This is a genomic window from Paraburkholderia sp. BR10882, assembly GCF_040948855.1.
GTDB lineage: Bacteria > Pseudomonadota > Gammaproteobacteria > Burkholderiales > Burkholderiaceae > Paraburkholderia > Paraburkholderia nodosa_A.
The window spans coordinates 487,890-504,636 of the sequence record NZ_JBFPKP010000003.1 but is presented as its reverse complement, the minus strand read 5'-3'; the positions used below and the strand labels follow the sequence as shown (position 1 = coordinate 504,636).

The window sequence follows — 16,747 nt, the reverse complement described above, 5'->3', positions numbered from 1 at the left end:
GTTTCAATCGTTCCGTAATCTTGTATGGGCGCGTGCGCTTAGATATCCGCTTCGACTTCGTTGCCCTTCTCTTCGAGCCAGGAACGGCGCGAGGCCGCTTCGCCCTTGCCCATGAGCATCGTCATGCGCGCAACCGTGGACTCGTAGTCGAGGTCGCCGAGCGCGATGGGCGAGAGACGCCGCGTGTCGGGGTTCATCGTCGTGTCCCAGAGCTGTTCGGCGCTCATTTCGCCCAGGCCCTTGAAGCGGCTGATGGTCCATTGCGTTTCGCGCACGCCGTCCTTGCGCAGCTTGTCGAGGATCGCTTCGAGTTCGCCTTCGTCGAGCGCGTAGAGCTTCTGCGCGGACTTCTTGCCACGCGCGGGCGCATCGACACGGAACAGCGGCGGGCGCGCCACACACACGTGGCCGCGCTCGATGAGCTGCGGGAAATGCTTGAAGAAGAGCGTGAGCAGCAGTACCTGGATGTGCGAGCCGTCGACGTCGGCATCGGAGAGAATGCAGATCTTGCCGTAGCGCAGATTCGAAAGATCGACCGTCTCGTCGGGGCTGTGCGGATCGACACCGATCGCCACCGAAATATCGTGCACTTCGTTGTTCGCAAAGAGCCGGTCGCGCTCGGTCTCCCACGTGTTGAGCACCTTGCCGCGCAGCGGCAGGATGGCCTGGTACTCCTTGTCGCGCCCCATCTTCGCGGAGCCGCCGGCCGAGTCGCCCTCGACCAGGAAGAGTTCGTTGCGTGCGATATCGGTCGATTCGCAGTCGGTGAGCTTGCCGGGCAGCACGGCCACGCCCGAGCTCTTGCGCTTCTCGACCTTCTGGCCCGCGCGCGTGCGCGCCTGCGCCTGCTTGATGACGAGATCGGCGAGCTTCTTGCCGTGCTCGACGTGCTGGTTGAGCCACAGCTCCAGAGCCGGACGCGAAAAAGACGACACGAGCTTCACGGCGTCGCGGCTGTTCAGGCGCTCCTTGATCTGCCCCTGGAACTGCGGGTCGAGCACCTTGGCCGAGAGCACGAACGAGACGCGCGCGAAGACGTCTTCGGGCAGCAGCTTCACGCCTTTCGGCTGGAGATTGTGCAATTCGACGAAACTCTTCACGGCCTGGAACAGACCGTCGCGCAGGCCGCTTTCGTGCGTGCCGCCCGCGGGCGTTGGGATCAGGTTCACGTACGACTCGCGCGTGAGCGAGCCTTCCTCGCTCCACGCCACGACCCACGCGGCGCCCTCGCCTTCGGCGAAGGTGTCGTCGGTGGTGCGCGCGTCGGCGTAGCGCTCGCCTTCGAACAGCGGGATCAGCAGGTCGGCGCCGCCCATGCCTTCGAGCAGATAGCCGCGCAGGCCGTCTTCATACTTCCAGGTCTGGCGCTCGCCGGTCTTCTCGATGACGAGTTCGACCTCGACGCCCGGCAGCAACACGGCCTTCGAGCGCAGCAGACGTTGCAGTTCGCCGAGCGGCAGATTGGGCGAGTCGAAATACCTGGGATCGGCCCAAGCGGTCACGCGCGTGCCGCTCTTCTTGTCGTCGCGCGCGGCGTTGCGCGTAGTGAGTTGCTTCGTGACGTTGCCGTCAGAGAAACCGATTTCGGCGACCTTGCCGTCGCGCCAGACGGTCACGTCGAGGCGCGTGGACAGCGCATTGGTGACCGAGACGCCCACGCCGTGCAAGCCGCCCGAGAACGTATAGGCGCCGCCGGCGGCCTTGTCGAACTTGCCGCCCGCGTGCAGGCGCGTGAAGACGATTTCGACGACGGGCACCTTCTCTTCGGGGTGCAGGCCGAACGGAATGCCGCGGCCGTCGTCCTCGACGGAGACGGAATGGTCGGCGTGCAGCGTCACGGTGATGCGCTTGCCATAGCCGCCGAGCGCTTCGTCCGAGGCGTTGTCGATGACTTCCTGGATGATGTGCAGCGGATTCTCGGTGCGCGTATACATGCCCGGCCGCTGCCGGACGGGCTCGAGGCCCTTGAGCACCTTGATCGACGCTTCGCTATAGCCAGTGTTTCCAGCGTTGGACTTCTTCGTTGACATGGTGATCCACAGGGGGTTGTCCGCGCGCTTGTCCACAGGTCCTGTGGACATCTGCGGGGAAAACGCGTTGAGCGTTCAAAAAAACCGATACGAAACAACGAGGTGAACCAGCTGCGCGCCGCGGTGGCAGGTGCGCTCGCGGCGGCGCAGTGGTTCGCGCAGTTGTTCGAATTCGCGAGGTATTGTACTGATTTGGGCTCGCACGGCAATTTGCTTGGGGGTTGGCTGGCTGAACGGATGAGTAAGGGCCGCCCGCCTTAAAAAAAGCGGCCTTCATCAGGCCGCTTTGTCTCGCATCACTTGCGCTTGCTCTCCAGCTCCTCCCACCGCTCCAGCGCAACGAGCAATTCCTCGTCGATCGCCGCGTAGCGCTCGGTGAGCCGCGTGCCTTCGGCCGCGTCCTTCGCAAAGATCGACCCGTCCTCGATCTTCGCGCCGATCGTCTTCTGCTCGGTCTCCAGCGCCTCGATACGCTTGGGCAGGTCCTCGAGCTCGCGCTGCTCCTTGAACGAAAGCTTCACAGTACGTTGCGCATTGCGGCCCGCCGCGCTCTCCTTGGGAGCGGCAGCCGCAGCAGCCGCTTCTTTCGGCGCGCGCGCCTCGGCAATCTCCTGCGCACGCGTGCTCTGCGTTTGCCAGTCGGTGAAGCCACCCACGTACTCGCGCCACTTGCCCTCGCCCTCGGACGCGATCACCGACGTCACCACGTTGTCGAGGAACGCGCGGTCGTGGGAGACGAGCAGCACGGTGCCGTCGTAGTCGGTGAGCAACTCTTCGAGCAGTTCGAGCGTCGGGATGTCGAGGTCGTTGGTCGGTTCGTCGAGCACCAGCACGTTCGCGGGCCGCGCGAACAAACGCGCGAGCAGCAGACGGTTACGCTCGCCGCCCGAAAGCGACTTCACGGGCGAGCGCGCACGTTCGGGCGCGAACAGGAAGTCGCCGAGATAGCTCATGACGTGCTTCTTCGCGCCGTTGATCTCGACCCAGTCGCTGCCGGGGCTGATGGTATCGGCGAGGCTCTTTTCCATGTCGAGCTGCGCGCGCATCTGGTCGAAGTACGCGACCTGCAGGTTCGTGCCCACGCGCACAGTGCCTTCATCGGGCTTCAACTCGCCGAGAATCAGCTTCAGCAGCGTGGTCTTGCCGGCGCCGTTCGGACCGACGAAGCCGATCTTGTCGCCGCGCATGACCGTCGACGAGAAGTTATCGACGATCGTGCGGCCGCCATAGCGCTTGGTCACGTCCGTGAGTTCGGCGACGATCTTGCCGGACTTCTCGCCCTGCGCGACGTCGAGCTTCACGTTGCCCTGCACGTTGCGGCGCTCGGCGTGCTCGCTGCGCATCTGCACGAGGCGCGCGATACGTCCCACGCTGCGCGTGCGCCGCGCTTCCACGCCCTTGCGGATCCACACTTCTTCCTGCGCGAGCAGCTTGTCGAACTTCTCGTTCTCCACGCGCTCGACTTCGAGCTGCTGCGCCTTGCGCTCCTGGTACTGCGAGAAGTTGCCCGGATACGAAAGCAGCTTGCCGCGATCGAGTTCGACGATGCGCGTGGCCACGCGGTCGAGAAACGCGCGGTCGTGGGTGATGAAGAGCAGGCTCGAACGCTGTGCCACGAGCAGTTCCTCGAGCCAGCGGATGCCGTCGAAGTCGAGGTGGTTGGTCGGTTCGTCGAGCAGCAGGATATCGGGCTGCACAACGAGCGCGCGGGCGAGTGCCACGCGCTTTTGCATGCCGCCCGAGAGCGCGCCCACGCGGGCTTCGCCTTCGAGGCCGATCTGCGCGAGCGTCGTGGCAACGCGCGTGCGCCAGCTCCAGGCGTCGGCATGATCGAGCGACGATTGCAGCGTGTTCATGCGCGCGAGCAGTGCGTCGTGTTCGGCGCCTTCGGGCGTGTCCGCGAGCTTGTGCGCGACCGTGTCGTATTCGTCGAGCAGCGCGCGCACGTCGGCGAGGCCCGAGGCGACGGTGTCGAAGACCGTGGCGTCGGCGTCGAAGTCGGGCTCCTGCGGCACGTAGACGGTCGAAAGCGCCTGCTGGCGCGTGACGAGGCCGTCGTCGGGCCTGGCGAGATCGGCGACGATCGTGAGCAGCGACGACTTGCCCGCGCCGTTGCGGCCGATCAGCCCGACGCGCTCGCCGGCTTCGAGCGAAAAGTCCGCGTGGTCGAGCAGCGCGACGTGGCCGAACGCCAGTTGCGCGTCTGTGATGGTGTAAAGCGACATGGATGGAAAGCGATGCGTGCGGTGGACCTGAAGGGGGCATTGTACCGGGCCGCGCAGGTCGGGCCGCGGAGGTCGGGCCGCGCAGGCCGGGCTTCCGCGTTTAGCTTCCCTTTAGCGCGGCAGCACGCGAGCCGTTTTCCGGTAACATCGCGGGTCGCCCGCGCCGCCCAGCCTTGCACATAAAGGGCCGCATGAAGGGTCAAGCATCGAATCGACTAGACGAAGGACACGCTGTGAGCGAAGTAATCGAGTACAAGAGCTGGGTCTGCCTGATCTGCGGCTGGATCTACAACGAGGAAGAAGGTCTGCCCGACGAAGGCATCTCCGCCGGCACGCGCTTTGCGGAAATACCCGACGACTGGCGCTGCCCGCTGTGCGACGTGGGCAAGGCGGAATTCGCCGTCGTCGAGTTCTGATTGCGACGATTCCCACGCAGCTAAAGGGCGTCATTTTCGCGCCCGAACACGTTTGCTATACTCTGGGCCCTGCGCCGCGATATCGCTCGGACCTGCAAGGCCGAACCGGTTCGCGCGCCGCTCCGCGCCATGACGGGTCACTTGGGAAACATGGCGATCGAACGGAGCCATGCTCGACCTCGCGCTCCCTGTAGTTCAATGGATAGAACAAGTGCCTCCTAAGCGCTAGATGCAGGTTCGATTCCTGCCAGGGGGACCAGCCGCTGGGCCATCCCGAGCCGCGCAGGCCGGGCCGCGAAATCCGCAACCGGTTCGCAGATTCCCGTCCCGTCTCTTTCGCGCACTCGCGCACCCTCTTTCCCGAGCAGGTTTTCCATGGACATCAACAAGCAAGTCGCCGCCCTCACCGCTTCCGAACTGCAGACGGCCGGAGCCAGCCAGGCCACCGCCATCGTCGTGAGCGTGCTGCTGCGCCACCTCAATTCGCCCGAACTCGCCCGCCAGCTGGGCGCCGCGTTCGAGAACCACCAGGCCGTCATGCTGCAGACGCCTTGGCCCGAGCAGATGCTGAACTCGTTCGAAGCGACGCGGCGTTTCTTCGAAAGCGCGGCCCAGGTGCAAGGCGCGACGCCGCCGGCTGCCGAATAAACGGAAGCTGACCGGCTAATTACGGGTAAATACCGAGTTAAATAACCCTAAAGTAGGGAAAAATAGTGCCGTAAAGGCCTTCATGGACTCCACGCGTCCCCTCCCCGCCGGTCATATGATGTCGACCCTCATCGATCAGGATATCGCGCACATTCGCCGCGTGATGCCGCTGTCACTCGCCGGCGACTTCGGCGGGCCGATTCTCCCCGCGCTCTACTGGCGCCAGCGCCTGCACCGCCTGCTCGACACCGGTCACGTGAACAAGGGCCAGCTGTGCGAAATCGACAGCCTGCTGCTCATCCTCGACCTGCACGAGCTAAACGTCGCCTCGGCCTCCGCGGCCCTCGCGAAGCAGGCAAACGCCGGCCCGCAACACTCCTGACTTCCCGCTGTATTCAACGCTCGCGCGTGCAGGCATTCGCCTGCGCGGCGCACGTCCGCGCACGCACATCGGGAATTCCTGGTGCCGCGGGTCGACCATCGGTCATAATGTCCGCAAAAATACCCTAACGAGGACTCCGTGCTCACGGCCGAACCGAGAGACCTGCTCCAGCAGGCACGCAAGCGTTTCACGCAACAGCAGATCGCCACACACGTCGGCCGCGACGTGAAGACCGTGCGGCGTTGGGAAAAAGGCGAGACGCCCTGCCCCGCGATGCTCGAAGCCGCACTGCGCGAACTGCTGCAAGGCGGCGCTCACGCCAATGGCGGCGCGGCGCGCTTTCGCTTCATCGACCTGTTCGCCGGCATCGGCGGCATTCGCAAGGGGTTCGAGGCCCACGGCGGCGAGTGCGTCTTCACGAGCGAATGGAATCCGTTCTCGCGCAAGACCTATCTGGAAAACTACGGCGAGGATCATCCGTTCATCGGCGACATTACGGCCGTGGACGCCGCCGACGTCCCCGATCACGACGTCCTGCTCGCGGGCTTTCCGTGCCAGCCGTTCTCGATCGCGGGGGTGAGCAAGAAGAACGCGCTTGGCCGTCCGCACGGCTTTGCCTGCACCACGCAGGGCACGCTGTTCTTCGACGTCGCGCGCATCATCGCCGAGAAGCGGCCCGCCGCCTTCCTGCTCGAGAACGTGAAGAACCTCGTCTCGCACGACCGTGGCCGCACGTTCGACGTGATCCTCCAGGTGCTGCGCGACGAACTCGGCTACGACGTGCACTACCGCGTGATCGACGGAAGCCATTTCACGCCGCAGCATCGCGAACGCATCATCATCGTCGGTTTTCGCGAGCCGGCGGCGTTTTCGTGGGACGCGCTCGCGCTACCCGAGGAAGGCCCGCGGCTCGCCTCGATCCTGCACCGTACCGACGGCTGCGAGCCGCTGCTGCCGTGGGACGGCGAGCGCTTCTTCGATCACGGCGCGCGCCGCGTGCAGCCGAAGTACACGCTCACGCCGGGGCTCTGGGCCTATCTGCAGCAATACGCCGAGAAGCATCGCGCGGCCGGCAACGGCTTTGGCTTCGGCCTCGCGTTTCCCGACAGCGTCACGCGCACGCTTTCTGCGCGCTATCACAAGGACGGCTCGGAGATCCTCGTCTATCAAGGCGAAGGATTGCGCCCGCGCCGCCTCACGCCGCGCGAGTGCGCGCGGCTGATGGGTCTGCCCGACACCTTCCGCATTCCAGTGAGCGACACCCAGGCGTACCGCCAGTTCGGCAACAGCGTGGTGATGCCGGTGATGCGCGAAGTCGCGCGCACGATGATGCCGCATCTCGACGCGATACTGGCCGCACGGCACGAAGCACCGCGTGCGCAAGCGACGACGGTTCCCGCCGTCGCGCGCACCACGCGCGCCAAGCGCAACGCGGCCTCGGCGACGGCCACGGCGGGAGGCCGCTGACCGGCGCGCGCCACGGCCAACCGAAGCGAGGCGACAGACGATGGTGGACGTCGTCGATACGGCGACCCGCAGCCGGATGATGTCCGGCATACGCGGACGCAACACGAAGCCCGAAAAGCTGATCCGCAGTCTGCTGCACCGGCGCGGCTTTCGCTTTCGCCTGAACGTGCGCGAGCTGCCGGGCCGGCCCGACATCGTGCTGCCGCGCCGGCGCGCCGTGGTGTTCGTGCACGGCTGCTTCTGGCACGGCCACAACTGCGCGCTCTTCAAGTGGCCGCAAACGCGCCCCGAGTTCTGGCGCGAGAAGATCGCGCGCAACCGACTGAACGACGCCAAGGCGCTCGCCGCGCTCGCAGCCCAGGGCTGGCGCGTGGCAGTGATCTGGGAATGCGCGTTGCGTGGCGCGCAGCACGATCCGCAAGCGGTCGTCGAGCGGCTGGCCGCATGGCTCGAAGACGAGTCGTCGACCTGGTTCGAGGCGCGGTCGTAACACGCCCTCGCGACATGTCACGCGAAACGTGACCGCAAGCCGATGCGCTGCGCATCTCGCGCTGCGAAGCTGGCCCTGCCTGTAGGGCCCGCGGTGATAAACTCGATCGACCGGCTGCGCGCCCACCTGCACGCGTCACACGTGCTGGCGCAACCGTCCCACGACCCCAAGCGAAGGAGACACCCGATGGCTGATTTCCGACTTTGGTCCGATGACTTTCCCAGCAACGGTTTCATGCCGAAGGCGCAGGAGTTCGACGACCGGGCCTTCGGTGTCGACGGCGACAACGTTTCGCCCGCGCTGCAGTGGGACGAGCCGCCCGCCGACACGCAAAGCTTCGCGCTCACCGTCTACGATCCGGACGCGCCGACGGGCAGCGGTTTCTGGCACTGGGTCGTGGTGAACATTCCGCCCGACGTGCGCTCGCTCGCCCGCAACGCCGGCAAGGCCGACGGCAGCCTGCTTCCGCAGGGCGCGGTGCAGGTGCACAACGACTACGGCACGGTCGGCTTCGGCGGCGCGGCGCCCCCGCGCGGCGACAAACCCCATCGCTACATCTTCCGCGTGCATGCGCTCAAGGCAGCGCAACTGCCCGTCACGCCGGAAACGACGAACGCGGTAGCGCGTTTCATGACGCATCTGAACGAGGTGGATTCGACCACCTACGTCGGGCTCTATGAACTGAAATAAGCCGCCACGGAACACCAGAAAACAACATCCAGCCGGCGGCGCACGTCCATCGCGCGCCGCCTCTCCCGTCGATGCCCACGCTTTCCGAACGCTCCGCCCATTCCACCGCCGACATCGAAAACGGCCTGCCCTTCCCGCAACGTTACTACGCGATCCTCGTGGTCGCGCTCGGCATCACGCTCGCCGTGCTCGACGGCGCGATCGCCAACGTCGCGTTGCCGACCATCGCACGCCATCTTCACGCGAGCGCGGCAAGTTCGATCTGGATCGTCAACGCGTATCAGCTCTCGGTGACCATCGCGCTCCTGCCGCTCGCCTCGCTCGGCGACCGCATCGGTTACAAGCGCGTGTATCTGGCCGGCATGGTGCTGTTCACCGTCGCGTCGCTCGGCTGCGCGCTGGCGACCACGCTGCCCGAACTCGCCCTCGCACGCATGGTGCAGGGCTTCGGCGGCGCGGGGATCATGAGCGTGAACACCGCGCTCGTGCGCATGATCTATCCGCGCGCGCAGCTCGGCCGGGGCGTGGCCATCAACGCGATGGTCGTCGCGATCGCCTCGGCGGTCGGGCCGACGCTCGCCTCGGGCGTGCTCGCCATCGCGACGTGGCCCTGGCTCTTTGCGATCAACGTGCCGATCGGCATCGCCGCGCTCATGCTGGGCCTGCGCGCGCTGCCCGTGAACGAGCGGCATCCCGCGCCTTACGACTATTTGAGCGCCGTGCTCAACGCCATCGTGTTCGGCCTCCTGATCTTTGCCGTCGACGGCCTCGGCCACGGCGAGAGCAATCGCCTCGTCGCGCTCGAATTCGTGCTGGCGATCGTGATCGGCTGGTTCTTCGTGCGCCGCCAGCTCACGCAGGCCGCGCCGCTCCTGCCCGTCGATCTGCTTGCCAACCCCGTCTTCGCACTGTCGATCAGCACCTCGGTGTGCTCGTTCTGCGCGCAAATGCTCGCGTTCGTCGCGCTGCCCTTCATGCTGCAGGAGACCTTCGGTTTCTCGCAGGTCGACACGGGCCTCCTCATGACGCCCTGGCCGCTCGTCATCGTCGGCGCCGCGCCGCTCTCGGGCGCGCTCTCCGACCGATATCCGGCGGGCATGCTTGGCGGCATCGGACTCGCGCTCTTCGCGCTCGGTCTGCTCTTGCTCGCGACACTCGGCGCGCATCCCACGGTGTTCGATATCTGCTGGCGCATGGCGTTGTGCGGCGCGGGCTTCGGCGTGTTCCAGTCGCCCAACAACCGGCAAATTCTTTCCTCTGCACCGCGCGAGCGCAGCGGCGGCGCGAGCGGCATGCTCGGCACCGCGCGCCTCACCGGGCAAACGCTCGGCGCGGCGCTCGTCGCGCTCATCTTCGGCGTGGCACCGCAACACGGGCCGACCATGGCGCTCTACGTGGCGACGGCCTTTGCCGCGGTCGCGGCAGTGGTGAGCCTGCTGCGCCTCATGCCGGGCACCGCGGCGCGCACGCCGCGCTAAGCGCGGCCTAACCCTGCGCGCGCGCAGGCACTAACATGGATTCAGGGCGAGCCGCATTCGCGGCTGCGCCCGGCGAGTCAACCTGCCGAGTCCGGCAAAGGGGGCTTCCCATGTCACTGATCGTCGCTGGTCGGTTCACGACCTTTCCCGCCGCCGAAGCCGCCGCCGAAAAGCTGTACGCGGGCGGCTTCCTCGAAGAAGACGTCAACCTGTTCTTCGTCAATCCGCGCGGCCAGCATGCGCACCACAGCGTCCAGGGGACGGCGATGGGCGCGCCGCCTACGCTCGCCGCAGGGCACCCGCATCACACCCGCAATATCACCGCAGGCGCCGTGGCGGGCGCCGTAGTGGGCGTGGTGATTTTCAGCGCGTTCTCGGCTGCGCTGCCTTCGGTCGTGATCGCGGCCGGCGTAGGCGCCTGGATCGGCGCGCGCATCGGCGCGAGCGTCGGGGCAAAAGCCGCTGCGCAGCAAATCTCGGCGCACCACGAGCGGGTGCATCGCGAAACGCGCAGCGACGGCGTGCTGCTCTCGGTGCACGTCTGCTACGAGAACCAGGATCTCGCTGCGCAGTTGCTGCGCGACAGCGGCGCCGCCGATATCGAGTGCGCTTCGGGCCAATGGCACGACGGACACTGGGCCGATTTCGATCCGACCCGCGCGCCGATGCCGTTCGCCGCACCGAGCGGCCAGCGGGTCTGAGCGCACGCTGCGCCGCGGATCGACGGTTATCGACGGGTATCGCCAGGTATCGATCTCGCGGACGTAAAAAAACGCGGCGGCCCGAAGGCCGCCGCGCGGATGCAATTGCGTCGAGAAAAACGTTAGAGGGCTAAGGGCGTCACGCCGCCTCGCCGCTCACCGCCCCGTCGCTACGCGCGCGCTGCGCGATGCGGCTGTTCGGGCGCGCTCGTTTGCACGGGAGCTTTCCCCGCCGGTGCGGCGTTGCGCGCCCTGGCCGTGACCGAAGCGGCCGTCGCCACGCTGCGCAGATCGGCAAGGAACGTATCGCGCCACACCGAAAGATTGTTCTCGCGCAGCGACGCCATCATGTCGTTGTATCGCGAGACGCGCTCGGCGTGCGGCATCGAGAGCGCGCGCTCGAGCGCCTCGGCTGTCTGGTTCAGGTCGTACGGATTCACGACCAGCGCGCCTGGCAGTTGTTCGGCCGCGCCCGCGAACTGCGAAAGCACCAGCACGCCGGGATCGTCGGGATTCTGCGACGCCACGTATTCCTTCGCCACGAGATTCATGCCGTCGCGCAGCGGCGCGACGTAGCCCACCTGCGCCTCGCGGAACAGCGCCATCAGCAGATTGCGCTCGTACTTGCGGTTCAGGTACTGGATCGGCGTCCAGTCGAGCTGCGCGAAACGGCCGTTGATCCGGCCCGCCTCGCCTTCGAGATTGCGGCGAATCGTCTGGTAGGTCTGCACGTCGGAGCGCGTCGGCGGCGCGATCTGCAGGAGCGAGACGCGGCCATGCCAGCCCGGCCCGTTCTGCAGCAGGCGCTCGAACGCCTGGAAGCGCTCGGCGAGCCCCTTCGAATAATCGAGCCGGTCCACGCTCATGATCAGCTTGCGTCCGCGCATGGCTTCGCGCAGGCTGCGCACGGCCTTGCGGTCGGCGAACTGCGACGAGGCTTTGGCAATGGCGTCCGGATAGATGCCGATCGGGTACGCCCCGACCTTGAGGAAGCGGTCCCACGCGTGGACCATGCCGTCGTCGCTTGCGGTGCCATGACCGCCGCGCTCGATGTAGTCGAGAAAGGCCTGACGGTCCGCGTCGGTCTGGAAACCGACCACGTCGTAGTGGCACATGAACTTCATGAGTTCTTCGTGCGGCGGCACCGAGCGCATGACTTCGGGCACCGGCAGCGGAATGTGCAGGAAGAAGCCGATCGGGTTCTTCACCCCGAGATCGCGCAGGCAGCGCGCGAACGGAATCAGGTGATAGTCGTGCACCCAGATGATGTCGTCGGGCTCGATGAGCGGCTGCAACTGGCGCGCGAGCGACACGTTTACGCGCAGGTAACCGCCGTACTCCTGGCGCTCATAGCGCGCGAGGTCGTTGCGGTAGTGGAACGTCGGCCAGAGCGTCGTATTCGAGAAGCCCTTGTAGTACTGGTCATAGTCACGCCGGGTAAGACCCACCGTCGCGTAGGTGACGCTGCCCTGCTGCTCGATGACCGGTGCGGACGGTTCCGCGACGGTCTCGCCGCTCCACCCGAACCACACACCGCCGGTTTCCTTGAGCGCGTCCAATACGCCGACTGCGAGCCCGCCCGCTGCGGGACGGCCCTCCTGGGTCGGCGCAACGCGATTCGATACCACGATCAGTCTGCCCATTGCGGCTCTACCTCCTGTTTCGTTGGGTCCGAAGACAATGCTTCAGGTACGCACGCAAGACGCGTGCCGGATCGACAGGGTCGGAGCAAAAATCTTTCCTCGCAAGTGACGGCGCGAGCAAATTCCGCGCGGCAATCGCGCAAGTCCGGAATGCCCGGTGATTAGCGAGACCAGGAAACCGGCCTGCAAACAGCGCGCGGCGAACTGCGGTTCGAAGCGAATCAGGCGTCCTGTTCCGAGCCGAGATCGCGCTGGTACTCGATGCCCTCAGCCCGCGCCCCGCCTTGGTTGTGCTCGCCGTCGGGCGGCACGCCGGGCGCTGCGCGATTCTGGCCCGCGGGGTCCGGCGCGTTCGACTGCTGCGGACTGCTTTTCTCTTGCGAATCGCGCGGGCCACGCTTGCCCGTGTAACGTGCGGAGCGGCGCAAGGCAGGATGTCTCATGTCGATGCCTCCAGCGGGAAGGCGGCCACGCGGCCGTGGCGCTTTTTTATAGTCCAGGGTTTGCCGCGTGAATCCGCCGGTAAAAATGGTGGGGCCTTTGTAACTAGTACATAAAAACCATCAGGATCTGCTGATGACTTCTTAAGGCCGCGCGAGCAGATGCTCACGTGGCGGGCAATGCGCCAGGCGAACGACGAAATCGAGAGGAGACCGAAGGGTCGAATCGGGGCCGCGCGTGCGGCACTTCGCCCGGCGGCTCTGGCGGATCGCCAATAGGAGGCACGTCGGGCTCACCGGGCTGGTCCGGCGGCGGTTCGTCGGGCTGCGGAGTATGCGCGAGCCAGGGCTTCACGCGGACGGCATCACTGGATTTGCAGCTCAGCATTTTTCGCTCCTCATCATGGACGCGAAACTCACACTGCAAGCGTCGTACCGCCCGTGCGAGCGCGCCCAGGCGGACGCGCTCGCACATGCTGCTCAGGCGCCGGCTACGCGCGCGGGCGCATCGCCCTTGCCGGCGCTTTCGTTGCCGTACTCCACAAGACGGTTATAGAGCGTCTTCAGGCTGATGCCGAGGATTTCCGCCGCGCGCGTCTTCACGCCGCCGCACTGCTCGAGCGTCGCGAGGATGAGCTGGCGATCCGCATCGGCAAGCGAGGTGCCGAACGGGATCGTCACCGCCGTGCCCGCAATCGGCTTCGAGAGCGAGATCTGCAGCGGCACCGTCGCCGTGAAATCGCCGTCGTTGCCCGACATGATGTGCGCGCGCTGCACGTAGTTCTTCAGCTCGCGTACGTTGCCGGGCCACGGGTAGGCGGCCAGCATGTCGCGCACCGCCGCGGGAAACTGCTTCTTCGTGCCGTGACGCTCGTTCAGCTCGTCGAGGAACGCCTGGGCGAGCAGCTCGACGTCCTTGCCGCGCTCGCGCAGCGGCGGCAGGCTGATCGGAAACACGTTCAGGCGGTGATAAAGGTCCAGACGCAGCTTGCCCTCGGCGACGGCCTGCTCCGGGTCGCGGTTGGTCGCCGCGATCAGACGCACGTCGGTCTCGATTTCCTTGGTCGTGCCCACGCGCATGAACATGCCGGTCTCGAGCACGCGCAGCAGCTTCACCTGCAGCTCGATCGGCATTTCGGTGATTTCGTCGAGGAACAGCGTGCCGCCGTTCGCGCGCTCGAAATAGCCCTTGTGCTGCCGGTCGGCGCCCGTGAACGAGCCGCGCTCGTGGCCGAACATCTCGGACTCGATCAGGTTCGGCGAGATCGCGCCGCAGTTCACCGCGAGGAATTCGTGCTTGCGGCGCAGGCTCAACTGGTGGATGGTCTGCGCCGCCACTTCCTTGCCGGTGCCCGATTCGCCCACCAGCATGACCGAGGCGGGCGTCGGCGCAACACGGCTGATCTGGTCGTAGACCTCCTGCATGGTCGGCGAATTGCCGAGCATCAGGCCGAAGCGGCCCATGCGGCGCAACTCGCCGCGCAGCGTGCCGATTTCGGCCTTGAGGTCGCCCGCGCGCGGCAGGCGGTTCAGGATCGCCTTCACGCGCTGGAGGTTGATCGGCTTGACCAGGTAATCGATCGCGCCGGATTTGAGCGCATCGACTGCCGTCTCGACCGTCGCATGCCCGGTGATGACCACGAGTTCTACGCCCGAGCGCGGGTCGAGATCCTCGAAAAGGTCGGTGCCACTGCCGTCGGGCAGCTTCAGGTCGGTGAAGACCACGTCCGGCGTCTGCCGCACGAGCTGGATGCGCGCCTCGCGCAGGTCGCCTGCCTGGGCAGTGGTGAGCCCGTCGTCGCTCACCACGGCCGCCAGCGCCTCGCGGGTTTGCGCATCGTCATCGACAATCAATACATGTGGCATCGCGTCTCGTCAGCCTTGATAGGTGAATGGCTCCAAAGCGCGCGCGCCGCGCCCTTCGCAGGCGTGCCGGACAACGTTGCCCGGCACCGCGGAAGTCGCGACGCACGTGTTTGCGCTGCAGTGGAGTACGAAACGGTCGGACGCACACCCAAGACGGCAAAAGCCTGAATATGCGCGGTTTTGCTACAACGGAGCAACAATACCGTCAGCCGCGGGCCGCCCGAACCTCGATTGTTGTTGATATCACTATTATAGACTTATTCGAGACAAGCGGGCACGGCTCTCGCGTGGCCCTGCCACGCCTGCCTTCTAGCTGTGCGGAAACGGCCACGGCATGCCAGCCGAGCCATTCGCGCCGTTCACGCCATTCGGCATCCGGCCCTTCGCGCCATGTGCAGGCAAGTCCGAAGCGCCCCCGGCCATGGCCACTTCCGGGCCCAGCCCGTTGTTGCCGGTGGTATCGGCAAGTGAGCCGCCTTCGCCTTCCCAGCGGCTCAGATCGCGATAAAAGGTTTGCCGTTGCATGCGATGACGCTGCGAGAAACGCCAGGCCAGCATGCCAGCCATGGCGCCAAGCGCACCGACGGTTACGAGGGTTCCTACCAAACCGCTGCGGTTCTTCGACATATCGCTTTCTCCCAGATACGCCTCGTCAAAGACGGAAGACGCGAGTTGACTCGAATGACATCGCCCGGGGCGTGGCCGATCCGCTGCCCCTATCCAATGCAGACGGCTCCGGGCTTCTCGAGTTCCGCAGCAGGATGCGTGCCACACTCCCTCGCGCTGTGCCTGGACAGGTCCATTGCCCTATCAGGCGCGGCAGTGGTTAAATGTTTACGCGAAAGCGAGATACCAGGCTCGAAGACGCAAACCTCGCGGCCGTCGGAGCGGCAAGTTCCGCACCTGTCCTGGACGGCCAGCCCCGGATCGCAGGGCCTGTTCGCCGATACGCGCAGAAGCATGCCGATGCGCGCAGAAGCAAACGCCCCGCACTACCTTTGCAGGACGAACATCCCTATGGCGTCAATCGAGCCGGGCTCGCCCGCCGCCACAAAACGCAACAGCGAAAACAACGGAACTCCCGCAGCGGACGCCGAGGCGCGCGTCACGGGATTGCAGTCGTACGGTCTGCTGTACGGCTCGTCGGCGGTCATGCTGGATCTTTATGCGCAGATCGACCGCGTGGCCGTGACCGAGGCGACGGCACTCATCGTCGGCGAATCGGGCACGGGCAAGGAACTGATCGCCCGGACCATCCACGCCCACAGCGAACGCCGCGACGGCCCGTTCATCGCGGTCAACTGCGGCGCGATTCCCGACGAACTGATCGAGGCCGAGTTGTTCGGTCACGAAAAAGGCAGCTTCACGGGCGCCGTGCAGGCGCGCGACGGCCACTTCGAGCACGCGCGCGGCGGCACGCTGTTCCTCGACGAAATCACCGAGATGTCGCTGCTGCATCAGGTGAAGCTGCTGCGCGCGCTCGAAACCGGCGAGTACTTTCCGGTGGGCGGCAACGAAGCGATTCGCGGCGACGTGCGCATCATCGCCGCCACCAACCGCGACCCCGTAACAGCCGTGAAGGAAAACTGCCTGCGCGAGGACCTGATGTACCGGCTCGCGGTGTTTCCGCTGCGCGCGCCGCCGCTGCGTGAACGTGAGCGCGACCGCGAACTGCTCGCGCAGCATTTCCTCACCGAACTGAATGACCAGGAAGGCACGCAAAAGGCGTTCAGCAAGCGCGCGCTCGAAACCGTGCGCAACTGGTCGTGGCCCGGCAACGTGCGCGAACTGAAAAACGCCGTGTACCGCGCGTACATCCTCGCGGAAAAGGTCGTGGAGATCGCGCATCCGCAGCTGGTGCCGCGCGTGAAGAAGCCCGTTACCCAGGGCGACGCCATGAGCGTCTGGATCGGCACGCCGCTCGCCGATGCGCAGAAGCAGATCATTCTCGGCACGCTCAAATACTGCGGCGGCGACAAGCGTCTCGCGGCGCGCACGCTCGGCGTGAGCCTCAAGACGCTCTACAACCGGCTCGGCAGCTACGGCGCCGACGATGGCGAAAGCGAAGCGCCCACCGAGCCGGACGCGGACGAAGCCTGATTGCCCTCCCCCGTCCATCGCGGCACGCTCGTTGCGCGACGAGGCGGGAGCAGTACGGCAGACCGATCAAAGGTCGGTCTGCCGTGCACGCCCTTTTGCAATTTCTTGCACTTTACCTATCCCCGTAAGCAATGCCGTGCTGCACAATCCGCAGCACGTCAAGTAAGCAAA

The 16,747-nt window shown here is 65.9% G+C and carries 15 protein-coding genes and 1 tRNA gene; 10 read left to right on the top strand and 6 right to left on the bottom strand.

Features of this window, described 5'->3' with window-relative positions; translation table 11 throughout:
- Positions 1-38 precede the first annotated feature (38 nt).
- Both AB3X99_RS11530 and AB3X99_RS11525 read right to left on the bottom strand, forming a co-directional pair.
- The gene (locus tag AB3X99_RS11530) at positions 39-2,030 is read right to left on the bottom strand and encodes a DNA topoisomerase IV subunit B (protein ID WP_368616978.1); all 1,992 of its coding nucleotides are present in this window, start codon (positions 2,028-2,030) and stop codon (positions 39-41) included.
- A 296-nt stretch (positions 2,031-2,326) separates the two neighbouring features.
- The gene (locus tag AB3X99_RS11525; protein WP_368616977.1) at positions 2,327-4,255 is read right to left on the bottom strand and encodes an ATP-binding cassette domain-containing protein; all 1,929 of its coding nucleotides are present in this window, start codon (positions 4,253-4,255) and stop codon (positions 2,327-2,329) included.
- 233 nt (positions 4,256-4,488) lie between these two features.
- Here AB3X99_RS11525 and AB3X99_RS11520 point away from each other — a divergent pair, with 233 nt between their 5' ends.
- The 9 genes from AB3X99_RS11520 to AB3X99_RS11480 all read left to right on the top strand — a co-directional run bounded on the left by AB3X99_RS11520 (position 4,489) and on the right by AB3X99_RS11480 (position 10,527).
- Positions 4,489-4,671 carry a rubredoxin gene (locus AB3X99_RS11520; RefSeq protein WP_368616976.1) on the top strand — a complete coding sequence of 61 codons (183 nt, stop codon included), beginning with the start codon at positions 4,489-4,491 and terminating at the stop codon, positions 4,669-4,671.
- 184 nt (positions 4,672-4,855) lie between these two features.
- A tRNA-Arg gene (locus tag AB3X99_RS11515) sits at positions 4,856-4,930 on the top strand.
- A 116-nt stretch (positions 4,931-5,046) separates the two neighbouring features.
- A complete protein-coding gene (locus AB3X99_RS11510; RefSeq protein WP_368616975.1) occupies positions 5,047-5,319 on the top strand; it encodes a hypothetical protein in 273 nt (90 codons plus the stop codon).
- A gap of 118 nt (positions 5,320-5,437) precedes the next feature.
- Positions 5,438-5,701 carry a hypothetical protein gene (locus AB3X99_RS11505; RefSeq protein ID WP_069265504.1) on the top strand — a complete coding sequence of 88 codons (264 nt, stop codon included), beginning with the start codon at positions 5,438-5,440 and terminating at the stop codon, positions 5,699-5,701.
- A gap of 138 nt (positions 5,702-5,839) precedes the next feature.
- Entirely contained in the window at positions 5,840-7,168 is a 1,329-nt protein-coding gene (dcm, locus tag AB3X99_RS11500; RefSeq protein WP_368616974.1) for a DNA (cytosine-5-)-methyltransferase, read from the top strand.
- A gap of 40 nt (positions 7,169-7,208) precedes the next feature.
- Positions 7,209-7,658 carry a very short patch repair endonuclease gene (locus AB3X99_RS11495; protein ID WP_069265390.1) on the top strand — a complete coding sequence of 150 codons (450 nt, stop codon included), beginning with the start codon at positions 7,209-7,211 and terminating at the stop codon, positions 7,656-7,658.
- 186 nt (positions 7,659-7,844) lie between these two features.
- Positions 7,845-8,348, top strand: coding sequence for a YbhB/YbcL family Raf kinase inhibitor-like protein (locus AB3X99_RS11490; protein WP_133181928.1), 504 nt, complete (start codon positions 7,845-7,847; stop codon positions 8,346-8,348).
- Between the two features lie 71 nt (positions 8,349-8,419).
- The gene (locus tag AB3X99_RS11485; protein WP_368616973.1) at positions 8,420-9,826 is read left to right on the top strand and encodes an MFS transporter; all 1,407 of its coding nucleotides are present in this window, start codon (positions 8,420-8,422) and stop codon (positions 9,824-9,826) included.
- A gap of 110 nt (positions 9,827-9,936) precedes the next feature.
- Positions 9,937-10,527 (top strand): hypothetical protein, encoded by a 591-nt coding sequence (locus tag AB3X99_RS11480; protein ID WP_069265393.1) that lies wholly within the window; start codon positions 9,937-9,939, stop codon positions 10,525-10,527.
- 170 nt (positions 10,528-10,697) lie between these two features.
- Here the strand turns inward: AB3X99_RS11480 and otsA are convergent, their stop codons facing one another.
- The 4 genes from otsA to AB3X99_RS11460 form a co-directional block, all read right to left on the bottom strand.
- Positions 10,698-12,170, bottom strand: coding sequence for an alpha,alpha-trehalose-phosphate synthase (UDP-forming) (gene otsA, locus AB3X99_RS11475; RefSeq protein WP_083245302.1), 1,473 nt, complete (start codon positions 12,168-12,170; stop codon positions 10,698-10,700).
- 221 nt (positions 12,171-12,391) lie between these two features.
- Complete coding sequence (locus tag AB3X99_RS11470) at positions 12,392-12,613, bottom strand: hypothetical protein (protein ID WP_069265394.1); 222 nt, start codon at positions 12,611-12,613, stop codon at positions 12,392-12,394.
- A gap of 477 nt (positions 12,614-13,090) precedes the next feature.
- Positions 13,091-14,476: a sigma-54 dependent transcriptional regulator gene (locus AB3X99_RS11465; protein WP_069265395.1), complete on the bottom strand. Its 1,386-nt coding sequence runs from the start codon at positions 14,474-14,476 to the stop codon at positions 13,091-13,093.
- A 309-nt stretch (positions 14,477-14,785) separates the two neighbouring features.
- Entirely contained in the window at positions 14,786-15,103 is a 318-nt protein-coding gene (locus AB3X99_RS11460; RefSeq protein WP_368606590.1) for a hypothetical protein, read from the bottom strand.
- A gap of 390 nt (positions 15,104-15,493) precedes the next feature.
- Here AB3X99_RS11460 and AB3X99_RS11455 point away from each other — a divergent pair, with 390 nt between their 5' ends.
- A complete protein-coding gene (locus AB3X99_RS11455) occupies positions 15,494-16,576 on the top strand; it encodes a sigma-54 interaction domain-containing protein (protein ID WP_368616972.1) in 1,083 nt (360 codons plus the stop codon).
- The last annotated feature ends 171 nt before the right edge of the window (positions 16,577-16,747 follow it).